The sequence below is a fragment of the Ruegeria sp. CDSB013 genome, from assembly GCF_059611165.1.
The window spans coordinates 1-14164 of sequence record NZ_JBXWPA010000001.1; the positions used below are offsets into that span (position 1 = coordinate 1).

The 14164-nt window shown below is 54.4% G+C and carries 13 protein-coding genes and 1 pseudogene; 10 read left to right on the forward strand and 4 right to left on the reverse strand.

All coding sequences use genetic code 11. The features are described 5' to 3' along the window. Positions 1-235: 235 nt before the first annotated feature. Both AC2FJF_RS00005 and AC2FJF_RS00010 read right to left on the reverse strand, forming a co-directional pair. Positions 236-1966, reverse strand: coding sequence for an adenylate/guanylate cyclase domain-containing protein (locus AC2FJF_RS00005; protein ID WP_496722946.1), 1731 nt, complete (start codon positions 1964-1966; stop codon positions 236-238). A gap of 183 nt (positions 1967-2149) precedes the next feature. Then, complete coding sequence (locus AC2FJF_RS00010; RefSeq protein WP_496721839.1) at positions 2150-2770, reverse strand: class I SAM-dependent methyltransferase; 621 nt, start codon at positions 2768-2770, stop codon at positions 2150-2152. A 525-nt stretch (positions 2771-3295) separates the two neighbouring features. On the opposite strand from AC2FJF_RS00010, the gene AC2FJF_RS00015 reads away from it, so the two are divergent. Next, positions 3296-3814, forward strand: a complete 519-nt coding sequence (locus AC2FJF_RS00015) for a redoxin domain-containing protein (RefSeq protein ID WP_496721841.1) — start codon at positions 3296-3298, stop codon at positions 3812-3814. Positions 3815-3838: 24 nt separating this feature from the next. On the opposite strand, the gene AC2FJF_RS00020 is transcribed toward AC2FJF_RS00015, so the two are convergent. Beyond that, positions 3839-4507 carry a GntR family transcriptional regulator gene (locus AC2FJF_RS00020; protein ID WP_496721843.1) on the reverse strand — a complete coding sequence of 223 codons (669 nt, stop codon included), beginning with the start codon at positions 4505-4507 and terminating at the stop codon, positions 3839-3841. A gap of 322 nt (positions 4508-4829) precedes the next feature. Here AC2FJF_RS00020 and AC2FJF_RS00025 point away from each other — a divergent pair, with 322 nt between their 5' ends. From AC2FJF_RS00025 to AC2FJF_RS00065, 9 genes and pseudogenes are all read left to right on the forward strand, one after another. Continuing rightward, on the forward strand, positions 4830-5804 hold the full coding sequence (locus AC2FJF_RS00025) for a TRAP transporter substrate-binding protein (protein WP_496721845.1): 975 nt from the start codon (positions 4830-4832) through the stop codon (positions 5802-5804). 76 nt (positions 5805-5880) lie between these two features. Further along, positions 5881-6414, forward strand: coding sequence for a TRAP transporter small permease (locus tag AC2FJF_RS00030; RefSeq protein WP_496721847.1), 534 nt, complete (start codon positions 5881-5883; stop codon positions 6412-6414). Positions 6415-6416: 2 nt separating this feature from the next. Continuing rightward, on the forward strand, positions 6417-7703 hold the full coding sequence (locus AC2FJF_RS00035; protein ID WP_010437285.1) for a TRAP transporter large permease: 1287 nt from the start codon (positions 6417-6419) through the stop codon (positions 7701-7703). Positions 7704-7722: 19 nt separating this feature from the next. Beyond that, positions 7723-8142: a GlcG/HbpS family heme-binding protein gene (locus AC2FJF_RS00040; RefSeq protein WP_496721849.1), complete on the forward strand. Its 420-nt coding sequence runs from the start codon at positions 7723-7725 to the stop codon at positions 8140-8142. Then, positions 8105-9040 (forward strand): NAD(P)-dependent oxidoreductase, encoded by a 936-nt coding sequence (locus AC2FJF_RS00045; RefSeq protein WP_496721851.1) that lies wholly within the window; start codon positions 8105-8107, stop codon positions 9038-9040. Before AC2FJF_RS00040 ends, AC2FJF_RS00045 begins: the two co-directional genes overlap by 38 nt. A gap of 53 nt (positions 9041-9093) precedes the next feature. Then, positions 9094-9837: an SDR family NAD(P)-dependent oxidoreductase gene (locus AC2FJF_RS00050; protein WP_496721853.1), complete on the forward strand. Its 744-nt coding sequence runs from the start codon at positions 9094-9096 to the stop codon at positions 9835-9837. 72 nt (positions 9838-9909) lie between these two features. Continuing rightward, positions 9910-10833 carry a sugar kinase gene (locus tag AC2FJF_RS00055; RefSeq protein WP_496721855.1) on the forward strand — a complete coding sequence of 308 codons (924 nt, stop codon included), beginning with the start codon at positions 9910-9912 and terminating at the stop codon, positions 10831-10833. Positions 10834-10849: 16 nt separating this feature from the next. After that, positions 10850-11593: a ribonuclease activity regulator RraA gene (locus AC2FJF_RS00060; RefSeq protein WP_282120607.1), complete on the forward strand. Its 744-nt coding sequence runs from the start codon at positions 10850-10852 to the stop codon at positions 11591-11593. A 78-nt stretch (positions 11594-11671) separates the two neighbouring features. Next, a pseudogene (locus AC2FJF_RS00065) lies at positions 11672-12378 on the forward strand (IS6 family transposase). Positions 12379-12521: 143 nt separating this feature from the next. On the opposite strand, the gene AC2FJF_RS00070 reads toward AC2FJF_RS00065, so the two are convergent. Then, positions 12522-14159 (reverse strand): GMC family oxidoreductase, encoded by a 1638-nt coding sequence (locus tag AC2FJF_RS00070; protein ID WP_496721857.1) that lies wholly within the window; start codon positions 14157-14159, stop codon positions 12522-12524. Between the last annotated feature and the right edge of the window lie 5 nt (positions 14160-14164).

A 14164-nucleotide genomic window follows, 5' to 3' on the forward strand; every position in this document is an offset into this window, starting at 1 on the left:
CGGCTTTTGATTGGTGAGGCTGATAATATCAGGCCTCGTTTGCCCAAGGAGAGCGACCACCGCGATCACACCATGTCATTGGAATTTGTTGTAGCTAACGGCGGAATTGTCCCGCAGAGTGGTCATTCATACCGCGTGCGGCGAAAGACGGCTTCGAACCCTTTGCGGTCATTCGGCTTGACCTGACGCAAGCATTCAAGACAAGCGGCAAAGCTAGGGCCGCTCACAGGAAAAATCAGGCCGGGATACCTGCCTTTGCAAGCCCTTCAAGGTAAAGTTCCATTTGATCGTCCCGCTTCAGATAGAACAGCTTCTTTTTTGCGAATGACCGCGAGAATTTCGGCTCTTGCACCATTAAGTTATGCACCATCTTCGCCAAATCTTTGTCCCGGCCGAGATTGGCAAGCGCCACGACTGCATGCGCGGTAGCCCAGTATTGGCAATTTGGTAAATCGCGAGCCCGCTCTGCCCAGTCCAGAGCTTTCTCGAACTGGTGATCGAAAAGCAGAGTCAGCGCGCCATAACTCAGAAAAGCCCAAAGCTGCGGATGGTTGGGGCTCATCTCCACGGCTTTCTCGAAATTAGCAATCGCCTCTTCGTATCGTCCCTCATAGGAAAGTGAGTCTCCCAATCCGCAATATGCTGGGGCCAGCGTCGGGTTCAATTTGATTGCGGTTTCATTCTCAGCCAGCGCGCTGCGGTATTCCCGGCGGGCCAATTGGACTCTGCCCATCAGCATGTAGAGCAGCGCATTCTGGTTATCCATTGAAACGGCGGTGCGAGCGGCAGCCAGCGCTTTGTCCATAAGGGCAGAATCCGGTTCCGTGTCCCAATACACCATCCCGAGAATCGTGGCATAGGCCCACCAAGCATGTGCCTCGGGAAATCTGGGGTCCAGTTCGCGACTTTGGAGAAACAACCTCTGAGCTTCACGGTTGCTTACGGCAGTAAACTTGTAAAAGTGCGCAAGCCCATGATGATAGCAGTCCCAGGCATGGGGGTTTCGGCGCGGCGAATCTTCTAACTTGCGCCGGATCGCATTTCCGACCTCGGGCTCCAGTCTGCCAACAATTGTTTCCGTGATCTCGTCCTGAACATCGAAGATGTCTTCCAACTGACGGTCATATTTTTCCGCCCACACGTGGTTGCCAGTCGATGCGTCAATCAGCTGAACCGTGACTCGAATACGCGCACCCGCTTTCCTGACCGAGCCTTCGACAACGTAGTCGGCGTCCAAGTCATCGGCGAGCTGCCGAACATTCGGGGATTTTCCCTTGTAGGCAAAGGTCGTGTTGCGCGCGACGACCTCGAGCCAGTGGTGTTTCGACAGAGCAGTAATTATGTCTTCGGACAACCCGTCCGAAAAATATTCCTGTTCGGGGTCGCCTGAAATGTTGTCAAATGGCAATACGGCGATTGCAGTTCCGTCAGGGGACCCAGGCGGTTCAAAATCATCAAGCGGATCTACAGACTCGGCGTTCCCCCACCACCAGACTGGCACCGGTCGATCAATGTTCTTAAGCTCACGGTTTTCTCCGCCTTGGAACGCGCAAGCCGTTTTGCTGTCCAGGCATTCATAGGCGGAGCCGGAGATAAGAACCTGCCCGGCTTCGGCAAGCGCTTCCAAACGAGCGGCGACGTTAACGCCGTTACCAAAGACATCATCCTCCTCGAAAACGACTTCACCTGTGTGTATCCCAATTCTCAACTTCAGCGTATTCTCGCTGGCCAAAGAGTTCTGAATGGCGACAGCACAGGTCACAGCGTCAGAGACTGATGGAAACTCGACTATCCAACCATCCCCCATGCATTTCACTAAATTGCCGCGATGCGCGACTACAGAAGGGTCAAAAAGCCCAGATCGAAGCTCTCGCAACGCGCTGAGCGTTCCGCTTTGATCCGAGTTCATAAGGCGGGAATACCCAACCAGATCGGCTGCTAGTATGGCGGTCAGCCTGCGTTTCAGAGGTCATCCTCCTCCGAGCAAAGTGCAATTATCAAAGATTATCATGCGCAGGCTTGGAAAGAAACCGAAGGGCGACTTCGTCCGCAAGACGGCCGCCGGATGAGTAAAGTTGCACCGAAGGCATGAGCAAGGCCATTGGATGTCACAGTCGTGCCAAAGAGCATTAGCAGCGCAACAGCAGCGCTACTGGCCCACGCGTAACAAGCTGAATTGGAAGGACTGAGAGCTTCCCCAGGGAGTATAGTGTGTGTGCTTCCGATGCGTGACCAGAGAAATACGATCGCCTAATACCTCGCATAGCCCCTCTGGATCATAGCGAACGATTGGCAAACCGCTGCACTTCTCCGGACCGTCGAGCGCAAACGTTGCGATAATCGCATGGCTACCTGGGAGAAGGCAGCGGTACAACTGGTCCCGGTAGGCGGAACGGTCGTCCGCATCGACAAGGAAATGAAATACGGCGCGATCGTGCCATAGATCATAGCTTCTCTCCGGGCTCCAGGTTGTGACATCGGCTGCGATCCATTCAATCTGCTCGCCTACGGTGCCAAGTTGTCCACGAGATCGATCAAGCGCAGCTTTGGATAAATCGAGCACAGAAACGTCGCTCAGCCCTCTTTCGATCAGGCGTTCTGCGAAGCGTGAAGTGCCTCCGCCTATGTCTATCACGGAGGAGGCATTATCGACGCCGACCACGTCGCAGAGCTCCAACGAGATCGAGGGATCATCCTGATGCCAACTCAGCTGGGTATCGTCTTTCTCGCGGTAGACCTCCTCCCAGTGGCTCACTCTCTCGTCTGCCATGGTGTCTCCACTAAAGCCCTTCAGATGGTGATCATGTAACTTTGGTTCAATGACTGCAATGTCCGCATAGCGGTCATTGACGATGCAATCGGCTGATGGTTGCTTTCACCAAAACCGGCCATTCGTACAAAGCGCAACGAACGACGGCTTCCAGCCTAAAGTTACAATTAAGTAGTAACGGTGACGTTTTGGGTTTCACCGGGCCGATCGTTTGATCGTTCTGGTCTCGATTCTAAAGTTTTCTTGGGGGCCACAGGTGATCAGGTCGCGTTGAATTCGACACAAGTACGCTGGTTGCGCTCACACCTGTTACGGCATTAGAAGCCCGGCTGCAATGAGGGGCGTAGAGTGACGGCGGGTAGGTATCGGTGATTCCTCGTTAACTGACAGCAATCTTAGATCGAGCGTGCCTTTCAAGCACTAAATAAAATCGCGATCTTGGTTTCAATAATTGCCTTGACGTGACATGAACTAAGCTAACGGTATCCGCGCAAAGCCTTTGTTTGTAGAAGAAAGGAACGACTCATGACCTCAGCCAAACCAAATGTTGGCGCGCAAATCGAGCAAATGAGTTTTTTTAGGCTGGGGTCTGAGGGCAAGGTTACGATCGGTCAACAAAAAGACCGCTGGACCATGTTGTTTGTTTATCGAGGCAAGCATTGTCCTCGCTGCAAGCGCTTCTTGAACAAGTTGAATGCGGCGCTGTCAGCATGGGCTGACGTTATGGACGTTATCGTTGTCTCTGCCGACACCAAAGAAAAAGCTGCGGCAGACAAAGCAGAATTCGGCTGGGATTTTGATCTTTGCTATGGAATGACTGAAGCGCAAATGCGCGCGCTTGGTCTTTACGTGTCATCGCCTCTATCTGATGCAGAAACGACGGGTCTGTTCGCCGAACCTGGCGCGTTTGCCATCCGTCCGAATGGGACGCTGATGCTGGCCGATATCTCCAACGGCCCTGCGGCACGTCCCGATTTGGAAGAGCTTTTGGACGGCATGAAATTCAATATTGATAATGATCGTCCGGAACGAGGAACGGCCTGAGCCGACCAGATCGCATGGCCTCGGTTACTCAAAGTAGCCTGGGTGCGTCTTGTGAATGAAGTCGATGGTTTCGTCGAGGCGGGACAGGTGTGTTCTGACAGCGGCTTGCGCTTGATCATGGTCTCCTGCCGCCATGGCCTGTGCAATCTCTCGGTGATCGGCGAGGATGGCGTCTGCGGCGCTGCCCTTTTCAAGACTGAGCATACAAAGCCGGTCAACCTTTTGCTTGGCTTCTAGCATTACATCAAATGCCATCGGATTGCCGCTGAGCACGTAGATCAGTTTGTGAAAATCATAGTCCAGCGCGTGAAACGCCGATAGATCACCGTCACTGATCGCCTGCTCTTGTAAGGCGAGATTTTCCGCAAGTTTTGCTTCACGTGTTGCGTCCCAGACTTCCATTGCTCGATGGACAATCTCCAGCTCTACCGCCATTCTGACCAATCGCGCGAGAGCTACACGCTCCATAGAAAACCCTCGAACTACGGTCGCCTTTTGTGGTCGTATTAAGAGCAGATCTTCGTTGCCGAGCCTTGTGAATGCGTTGCGAACAGGTTGGCGTGATACGCCGAATCGGCTGGCTACCTCTGTTTCGGATAGCTTTGTACCGGGAAGAATTTCAAGCGAAACGATCTCGTCGTGTAGCGCTTCATAGACCGCATCGGTTGTAGTTCGTCTGACAATTTCTTCCACGGTATGTTGCTTGCGCCCTCTGTCTTAGTCACGTTTCAAATTACAGATTCACCGTTATAGCATTGAATCAAATAGAATATTCTATTTTGTTTTGCTTGAGCGAACCAATGTAGGCCTGTCACCTATCAAACGCCCTGCGCTTTCGACTGTCAAGCAATCTGACATACTAAAAGCCTACAGTTGACATAACTTGGATCCTAGTGTCCCTTTAAGGGCAGCAGCGATTCTGGTTCTTGGGGGAAATCGAAAGCTACGTGGCTTACGGTCTCTGAAATTCCATGAAAGCCAAATCCTGTCCAAAATTAATCGGGGAGGAGAACCCATGACTTTCACGAAATCGTTCTTTGCAACTGCGACCGCTGTGGCATTCATTGCAACGTCAGCTTCAGCCGAAAACTGGCGAGCCTGGAATATCCACAACGACGGCCATCCCAACACGGCTGCAATGGACAAGTTTGCCGAACTGGTTGACGCCGCTACAGACGGCGAAGTTACCGTCGATGTGTTCCACGGTGGTGTTCTTGGTTCCCAACCGGATGCCCTAGAACAGGTTCGTATCGGCGCAATCGAGGTTGGTAACTTCAACCTCGGTCCTATTGGCCCAATGGTGAAAGAAGCTAACCTTGTATCGCTTCCTTTCATCTTCAAAGATGTGCCGCACATGTTCCGCGTGCTGGACGGCGACGCCGGTGAGGTTGTTTCAGTTGCGATGGGTGAAGCAGGTGTTCTGCCACTGGCATGGTTTGATGCCGGTGCGCGTTCTTTCTACAGCCAAAAGCCGATCAACACGCCCGCAGATGTCGAAGGTCTGAAAATCCGTGTAATGAACAACGATCTTTATACATCTATGATTTCAGCTATGGGCGGTAACCCGTCTCCAATGGCATTCTCCGAAGTTCAGCAAGCGCTGAAAACCGGCGTTGTTGATGGTGCGGAGAACAACTTCCCGTCGTTCAAGAATGTCGGTCACTATGAAGTGACCACAAATTATTCTTTGTCCGAACACCTGATTATCCCCGAGTGCATCTGCGTGAACACGACCAAATTCAATGCGCTGTCTCCTGAATTGCAAGCCGCTGTGCGCGGTGCCGCAGAAGAAGCCGCATTGGTCCAGCGTGAGCTTTGGGCAATTGGTTCTGAACAAGCGCGTAAAGATGTTGAAGCGGCCGGCATCACCGTAAATGAAATCGCCGACAAAGGCCCATTCCAGTCCGCAATGGATTCGGTTTATGCAGACTACTTGGCTGCAAATCCTGATATGAAAGCGTTGGTAGAAATGGCGCAAGCCACTGAATAAGTTGTCTTAACAGTTCAACTTTGAGCGCCCGGCTCCGCCAATTGGATGCCGGGCGTTTTGTCTCAGAGGAAATCCAATGCAAGAGCCCGATACCTCCCCTGCCGCCATGCGCAACATGGACAGGATTCTTGATCTGCTCGCACGAGTTTGCATGTTGCTGTCTGGCGTCGCCATTGTGGTTATGACTGCGATCTTTGCCTGGCTGGTGTTCGGGCGCTACGTTCTGAACAACACGCCCACTTGGGTTGAGCAGGTTTCACTGCTTTTGGTTATGGTCATCGCGTTTCTCGGGGCGGCTGCGGGTGTGCACAATCACACGCACCTCTCTGTTGTCGTGTTCCGCAATTTAGTCCCACCCTCTGTGCGAACGGTATTCGTCGTGCTCACTGATGTCCTGATGGCAGGTTTCGGTGGCATGATGTTTTGGTACGGGATCGAGCTGACAATATTCAAATGGAACACCCTGATCCCGCTCATCCAATGGTCAGAGGGCTTGCGCTCCTTGCCACTGACAATCAGCGGCGCGTTGGTGTTCCTTTTTTCCACTGGCCATCTGATCCGCCTGTTTCTGGGCCGAGACGAACGCCAAGACAACATAGATCAGGGATAGTCATGGGACTCATGATTCTGTTGGGGGTTTTTGCCCTATGTGTCATCATCGGCGCTCCAGTGGCATACGCCCTTGGTATCGCTGCATTGGCTTCCTTTTGGTTTGAAGGATTGCCGATGTTTGTTGGGTTCCAGCGTATCGTGTCCGGGATCAACGTCTTTTCCCTAATGGCGATCCCGTTTTTCATCTTTGCGGGCGAGCTGATGTTTCACGGTGGAATCGCGATCCGGTTGGTTCGGTTTGCGCAGGCCGCCGTAGGCGCTGTGCGCGGTGGGCTTGGTATCGTCAATGTCTTCTCGTCCATGTTGTTTGGTGGCATTTCCGGATCGGCAATTGCAGATATCTCGGCGCTTGGGTCAATCCTGATCCCGGTGATGAAAGACAAAGGTTATGACGCCGACTATGCGGTGAACGTCACAGTGACATCATCAATTGCCGGGATCATCATCCCACCCAGCCACAACATGATCATCTTTGCCCTCGCAACAGGCGGTGCAGTTTCAATCTCAAAACTGTTCCTGGCCGGAGTTGTGCCCGGTGTCCTTATGTGTTGCTGCCTTGCGATTGCCGCCTATGTCGTGGCGGTCAAGCGCGGCTATCAGGCCGAACAGTTTCCGGGTTGGACCGCACTGGCCATCGCCTTTGTTGGATCGATCCCTGGCTTGTTGACGGCCGTGATCATTGTTGGAGGGGTCTTGTCAGGCGTCTTTACGGTCACTGAATCCGGCGCGTTCGGGGCAATGTATGCCTTTGTGGTGACGCTTATTGTCTATCGCAGCCTGTCCTGGGAAAACTTCAAAACCGCCGTTATCTCTTCGGTGCGCACAACGTCTATGGTGATGATCCTGATCGCCTGTGCCGGTGCCTTTGCCTATATGCTGACGTTCAACCGGGTGCCGACAAAAACAGTCGAATTCCTGTTGGGTATCACAGAAAACCCGATCCTGATCTTGTTGATGATCAACGCTGTGCTGTTGCTCTTAGGGATGATCATGGACATGGCCGCGTTGATCCTGATCTGCACACCGATTTTCCTGCCGGTGATGAACATGCTGGGCATCGACCCGCTACAGTTCGGCATGATCCTTTTGGTGAACCTCGGTCTTGGTCTTTGCACACCACCTGTCGGGACCTGTCTCTTTGTGGGGTGTGCTGTTGGAAAACTACCGATGGAGAAAGCGGTCAAAACGATTTGGCCTTTCTACCTCGCCATCTTTGCCGCGCTCATGCTGATCACTTTTGTACCGGCAATATCGCTGACACTGCCGAACTTGATCATTGGTCCCTAAATCAAAGGAGAATGAGGCGATGCTGACACTAAGACGCCTGGACATAGATGACGCGGGCAAGTTGATCGCAGGAGCGCGAGCCAAGGCGCAGGAAATTGGTGTACCGATGTGTATTGCCGTCACAGACGAAAGCGGCAACCTCATCGCGTTTGAGCGGATGGATGGTGGCAAGATTACCAGCATCATTTTGGCCATCGACAAGAGTTTCACTGCAACCGGTATCCAAAAAGGAACCGATGCTCTTGGTGAAGCAAATCAGCCTGGCATGGCCGCACACGGAATATCCTCAACGCTGGGCGGACGAATGGTGACCGTTGCAGGTGGCCTTCCCGTGACGGTCGACGGACAGGTGGTTGGGGGGATTGGTGTCAGCTCGGGTTCGCCAGCTCAGGATCTCGAAGTTGCACAGGCAGGGGTCACGGCACTCTGCGAAGCCTAATTGGAAAGAGTTTAAGGAGTCAGATATGACAAAACCCGTCATCGGTTTCATCGGCCTCGGTCTTATGGGCGGTAACATGGCAGAGTGCCTGCAAAACAACAGTTTTGATCTGGTTGTTATGGGTCGGAACAAGGAAGCCGTCGCAGCCACAGTCAACCGCGGTGCTGTAGAGGTTACAACGCCACGAGAGCTTGCTGAAAACAGCGATATCGTGATGCTTTGTGTAACAACATCGGATGTCGTCGAGAGCCTGATCTACGGCGATGACGGCATCCTGGCAGGCATCAAAGATGGTGCTGTGGTCATTGACTTTGGTACCTCGATCCCAGCGTCCACACGCAAAATCGGCACAGACTTGGCCGCAAAAGGTGCTGGTATGATTGATGCGCCGCTGGGACGCACACCCGCGCACGCCAAGGATGGTTTGCTGAACATTATGGCAGCGGGCGATATAGCCACCTTTGAGAAGGTGAAACCTGTCCTGGATGCACTGGGGGAAAATGTCTTTCACCTCGGCGAGCTGGGTGCGGGCCATGTGACCAAGCTCATCAACAATTATATGGGCATGACGACAGCTTGCACCATGAGCCAAGCCTTTGCTGTGGCTGAACGCTCAGGTGTAAACAAACAGCAGCTTTTTGACATCATGTCAGCTGGACCGTCCAATTCCCCTTTTATGCACTTTTGTAAGAACTACGCGGTGGATGGTGTCAGCGATTTGGGGTTTTCGATTAACAACGCCAACAAGGATCTTGGTTACTTCCTGAAGCTGGCCGAGGACGTGGGCACTCGTGCCGAGATCGCTGAAGGAACCGCGAACAACCTTCAGGCAGCCGCGGACGCAGGCATGGGCGACGGCAACGTGCCGGAAATCTTCGACTATTTTGCCAAGCTTTAGCGTCAGATCCATCAGTCACGCATAGCAGCACCAATTGAACGGGAAAAGCAACCATGAAACTTCAGGGAAAGACCGCAATTGTCACGGGTGGTGGCCGCGATATCGGGCGCGCCTGCGCTGTCAAACTCGCCTCCGAAGGGGTGAATGTCGCGGTGAACTACTTCGCCAGTAGTGCCGGCGCCGAGGAAACCGTAGCCGAGATCAAAAAGATCGGTGGACAGGCGTTTGCAATGCAAGGCGACCTGAACAAACCCGAAGAGGTCGATGCGTTGATCGCCAAGACGGTCGATACCTATGGCAGCCTGGACATTCTGGTGAACAATGCCGGAGGTTTGATCGCGCGCAAGAAAATCGCCGAGATGTCGCTTGAGCATTGGCAGGCTGTCATGGATCTCAACCTGACCAGCACGTTTCTTATGGTCAAAGCGGCACTGCTGCATATGAAATCCGGGGCCATTGTAAACATCGCCAGTCAGGCGGGTCGCGACGGTGGTGGCCCGGGTGCGTCGGCTTATGCAACGTCAAAAGGCGGGGTCATGACGCTCACCCGTGGTCTTGCAAAAGAACTGGGTCCTGATATCCGTGTCAACGCAATCTGCCCAGGCATGATCGACACGGATTTCCATAACATACATACTCCCGATGCAGGCCGTCGGGGGCTAGAAGCTGCTGCGCCGCTCAAGCGGCAAGGCCAGTCTCAGGACGTTGCGAACCTCGTGACGTTTCTGGCAAGCGAGGACTCGGCTTATCTGACCGGGACCAATGTTGATATCAATGGTGGGATGCTGTTCTCGTGATCGCAGCAGCACAGTTGGCGTAAGTGTCAAACGCTACTGTTCGTCAACCTTCAAAGTACTGGACACCGGACTATGCGTATTCTCTCGATTGGTGAATGTATGGCCGAAATGGCCCCTACTGACGCGCCAAGCACGTATCAGATGGGGTTCGCCGGAGACACGTTCAATACAGCTTGGTATCTGGCCCAACTCACTCCCGAAACGCCCTTGTCCTATTTTACCGCCGTCGGAGACGACGCCATCTCGTCCCGGATGCTGGGTGCCATGCGCGAAAGTGGGGTGGATACCCAGCAGGTGCGGATCGTGCGAAACCGTTCTGTGGGGTTGTATCTTATCACGCTGGACAACGGGGAGCGCAGTTTCACCTATTGGCGTGGTCAGTCAGCCGCACGTCTGTTGGCGCAAGACAAGCAAGCACTCGCCCATGCCATGACGCAATCAGATCTCATCTATTTCTCGGGTATCACTCTGGCAATCTTGGACCCTGAAGGGCGCGCCGCCTTGCTCGACGCTGCTCGGTCGGCGCGGCGCGATGGAAAACGGATTGCCTTTGATCCCAATCTACGCCCGCATCTTTGGGACAGCCCGTCCGAGATGACCGATACTATCATGCAGGCGGCGGCCGTTAGCGATATCGCCTTGCCATCGTTCGAGGACGAGGCACGTTGGTTCAGCGACATGGACCCTGCGGCCACTTTGCGGCGCTATGCAAGCGCGGGTGCGGAAACGATCGTTGTCAAGAATGGCGCAGAAACGGTCCTTTATCGTAGCGGTGACGCAGAGGGCTCTGTCCATGTTCCGCCTCTGGCTTCGGTTGTGGATACGACTGCTGCCGGTGACAGTTTCAACGCTGGCATTCTGGCGGGGCTGGCAGCAGATACACCCTTGCCAGACAGCATAGCGCTGGCGTGCAAACTGGCAGGGCATGTCGTGCAAGGCAAAGGTGCCCTTGTTCCCATCAACCAAAGCCTGCTCGACAGTTGCCCACAGCCTTAGCAGAAGGATCCAGCCCATGCCGAACCCTCAGCCTGCCAAAACGATCAAACTGCATCCCGATACGCTTGATCGCTTGTCAAAGGTCAGCACGGCAACCGTGGCCACGCTGCTTTACAAACGCGGTTACCAAAACGCCTATGTTCAAGGCGTTGCCCCATTGGGCAAGGGCAAGTCCACTCTTGTCGGCCCGGCCTTTACGCTGCGCTACATTCCGACGCGACCTGATACCGACCCAATCGAGGCGTTTCGTGAGCCAGATCACCCGCAGCGCGTGGCCGTGGAGACATGTCCGGAAGGCGCGGTATTGGTCATGGATTGTCGGCAGGATGCCTCGGCGGCCTCGGCCGGTTCGATCCTTTTGACGCGACTGGAAATGCGCGGAGCAGCGGGCGTCGTCACGGATGGTGGCATTCGCGATGCCGACGGTGCCGCCGCACTAGAGATGCCAGTGTTTGCTGCCAAACCGTCTGCCCCAACCAACCTTACGAAACATCATGCGGTTGATGTCGGATTGCCAATCGGGTGTGGCGGTGTGGCGGTCTATCCTGGTGACATCGTTCTGGGTGACAGCGATGGTGTCATGATTATCCCACGTCACCTTGCCGATGACATTGCGATCGAGGCAGGCCCAATGGAGCTGTTCGAACGCTTTGTTCTGGAAGAGGTACGAAAAAACACCCCCGTAATCGGACTTTATCCTGCAACCGACCCAGACGTTCTTGAACGATTTAAGGTCTGGCGCGCACGGCTCTCTGACTGATGTCTGAATCGCTGCCATGTAGGTTTTGTCAGAAGAACTTGCCTTGGGGCGGGCAGGGGGCATTCTTAGCCTTTGTGGATGGAAAGACGATCACCATTTAAATGCTTCAAAACCAGTCCCGAGATCATCCGCCTTGCGGTGATGCTGTACATCCGTTTCCCGCTCTCGCTTAGGAATGTCGAAGATCTGGTGCACGAGCGAGGCATCGACGTGAGCCACGAAACTGTTCGATTTCGGTGGCACAGGTTTGGCCCGATGTTTGCTGCTGATATAAGGCGGAAGCGTGTTCAGCTGCTGCGCGCGTTCTCCAACTGGAAGTGGCACGTTGACGAGATTTTTCGTGAAGGTAAATGGCAAGCGGCATTATATTTGGCGGGCCGTTTATCAGGAAGGCGAGGTACTGGAAGCTGTTGTCACCAAGCGCCGAAAAAAAGCTGCAGCATTGAAATTCCTTGAGAAATTGATGAAGCGACACGGCAAAGCGGAAACCATCGTCACGGATCGCTTTGCCTCATACAGAGCCGCTCTCAGAGAACTGGGCGCGCTTGAAAAACAACAGACGGGCAGGTGGCTCAACAACCGCGTCGAGAATTCGCACCTGCCGTTTCGACGACGCGAACGCGTAATGCAGCGGTTCAGGCGGGTGCGAAGTTTACAGACATTCGCCTCCGTCCATTCCTCCGTCTACAACCACTTTAACAAGGCGCGATCTCACCAGCAGAGATACATTCAAGCTGACCCGCGCCGCCGCCCTTAGTGAGTGGCGTCAACTTTGTTCCGGATAGGTTCGCTGTTTCCGCGGCAAACTGAGGCTAGTTCGAATTAGTCGGAAAACATCTAGGGAAATCCGTTTTCGGTCGGGCGGGCAACGCGACGCCATTTTTTGCGCCAGAAATCGGATCAATGACGGACGACGCTGCAGCTTAGGTTAAGAATTGCGTCCCTCGCGTGCTGATCCGATGCCAAGGATCAGGTCGGCGCATCGTTCGCCAAGCATCATGGCAGGTGCGTTTGTGTTGCCGGCGTTGATGTCAGGCACTGCGGACATGTCGCAAACCCGTAAACGCTCGATCCCGCGCACACGCATTCTGGCGTCCAGCACTGCCATTCCGTCGCCGTCCCGGCCCATTTTGGCAGTGCCCGCCGGGTGATAGTTGGTTTTTACGAATCTCTTACAATGTGCTCGCAGCGTCTGTTCGTCGTCCGCTATCGGAATGACGATTTCGCGGATCCTTTGTGCAAGCGGGCCGGACGTGAATGCCTGGCGAAAGAACCGCTGTCCCCGGATCATCTCTTGCATGTCGTCTTCATGCTTCAGAAGGTTGGGCGAGACCACAGGCATGGCGAGAGGATCGTTCGAACGAAGCTGAACCTCTCCGCGTGATTTCGGTTTGACCACGACGGTCGTAACGGTCAGGCCAAAGTCATCCTGCACCTCGTCCAGCGCGTCGCGATCCAGATATACGATGGGAACGCAAAAGGCTTGGATGGTTGGTTCTCCATCAGGAGCCGACGGATTGACGAACGCGCCGGCTTCGACCCCGGCCGAAGTTACCGGGCCGCTGCCGAACAGTTTGAACTGGATGCCGTTTCGAAGCATCCGCCAGCCCTGACCTTGTTTGAAATATCCGTATGGACCGTTGGCAAATGCGGTGATGGGAACTTCGGGGTGATCCATCAGGTTCTGACCGACCCCGGGCAGTGGGCAGACCACGGGAATACCGTGTTCGGCAAGATGTGCATCCGGTCCGATACCCGACAGCATTAGGACTTTTGGCGTGACCAGAGCGCCCGCCGCAAGGACAACCTCACCATCACACTGGACGGTGTGGAACCCGCGTTTGTCGCGATACTGCACACCGACAGCCCTGTCGTTTTCGACAATGACTTTGCTGACCGTTGCTCCAAGCCGGATGATCAAATTAGAGTTTTTCTCGAGAGGGTCGAGGAAAGCATAAGCTGACGAGCTGCGCTTTCCGGCGCGATTGGTGAATTGATAGAAGCCGACACCGCGCTGTGTTGCGCCGTTGAAGTCAGTGTTGAATGGTTCGCCAAGGGCCTGCACCGACTGAACGAACCAACGGGACATTTCGTCGATATGCCCCGGATCCGAGACCTGCAGCGGACCGTTGCTGCCATGCAGGTCATTGTGAAGTCTGTTGTTGTCTTCCATCCTGCGGAAATAGGGCAGCACATCGTCCCATCCCCAACCAACCCTGTCGTTGGTATTTCGGAGTAGGTCGTTCCAAGCGTCATAATCGGAAGGGCGACCGCGCATATAGACCTGCGCATTCACGGACGACCCGCCGCCAAGTACGTTGGCCTGCGGAATGTCATGCACGCGGCCGTCAAGGTGGTCCTGCGGTTCGGTCTGGTGATAGGTCATGAACTTGGACCCGTTGATCATCTTGAAGATACCCGGCGGCATGTCCAGCAACGGATGGCGGTGCGAATGCCCGGCCTCCAGCAACAGAACCCTGCACTTGCCCTGGTTGACTAGTCGCGCTGCAGCTGCGGCGCCGGCAGAGCCGCCGCCGATGACGATGTGATCGAAGGTTTCCGTCATGATTT

Bases quoted from the DNA above. Each gene is read 5' to 3' on its own strand.
- AC2FJF_RS00015 (WP_496721841.1), top strand. From the start codon at position 3,296: ATGACCTCAGCCAAACCAAATGTTGGCGCGCAAATCGAGCAAATGAGT.
- AC2FJF_RS00040 (WP_496721849.1), top strand. From the start codon at position 7,723: ATGCTGACACTAAGACGCCTGGACATAGATGACGCGGGCAAGTTGATC.
- AC2FJF_RS00030 (WP_496721847.1), top strand. From the start codon at position 5,881: ATGCAAGAGCCCGATACCTCCCCTGCCGCCATGCGCAACATGGACAGG.
- AC2FJF_RS00010 (WP_496721839.1), bottom strand. From the start codon at position 2,770: ATGGCAGACGAGAGAGTGAGCCACTGGGAGGAGGTCTACCGCGAGAAA.
- AC2FJF_RS00035 (WP_010437285.1), top strand. From the start codon at position 6,417: ATGGGACTCATGATTCTGTTGGGGGTTTTTGCCCTATGTGTCATCATC.
- AC2FJF_RS00050 (WP_496721853.1), top strand. From the start codon at position 9,094: ATGAAACTTCAGGGAAAGACCGCAATTGTCACGGGTGGTGGCCGCGAT.
- AC2FJF_RS00025 (WP_496721845.1), top strand. From the start codon at position 4,830: ATGACTTTCACGAAATCGTTCTTTGCAACTGCGACCGCTGTGGCATTC.
- AC2FJF_RS00070 (WP_496721857.1), bottom strand. From the start codon at position 14,159: ATGACGGAAACCTTCGATCACATCGTCATCGGCGGCGGCTCTGCCGGC.
- AC2FJF_RS00055 (WP_496721855.1), top strand. From the start codon at position 9,910: ATGCGTATTCTCTCGATTGGTGAATGTATGGCCGAAATGGCCCCTACT.
- AC2FJF_RS00060 (WP_282120607.1), top strand. From the start codon at position 10,850: ATGCCGAACCCTCAGCCTGCCAAAACGATCAAACTGCATCCCGATACG.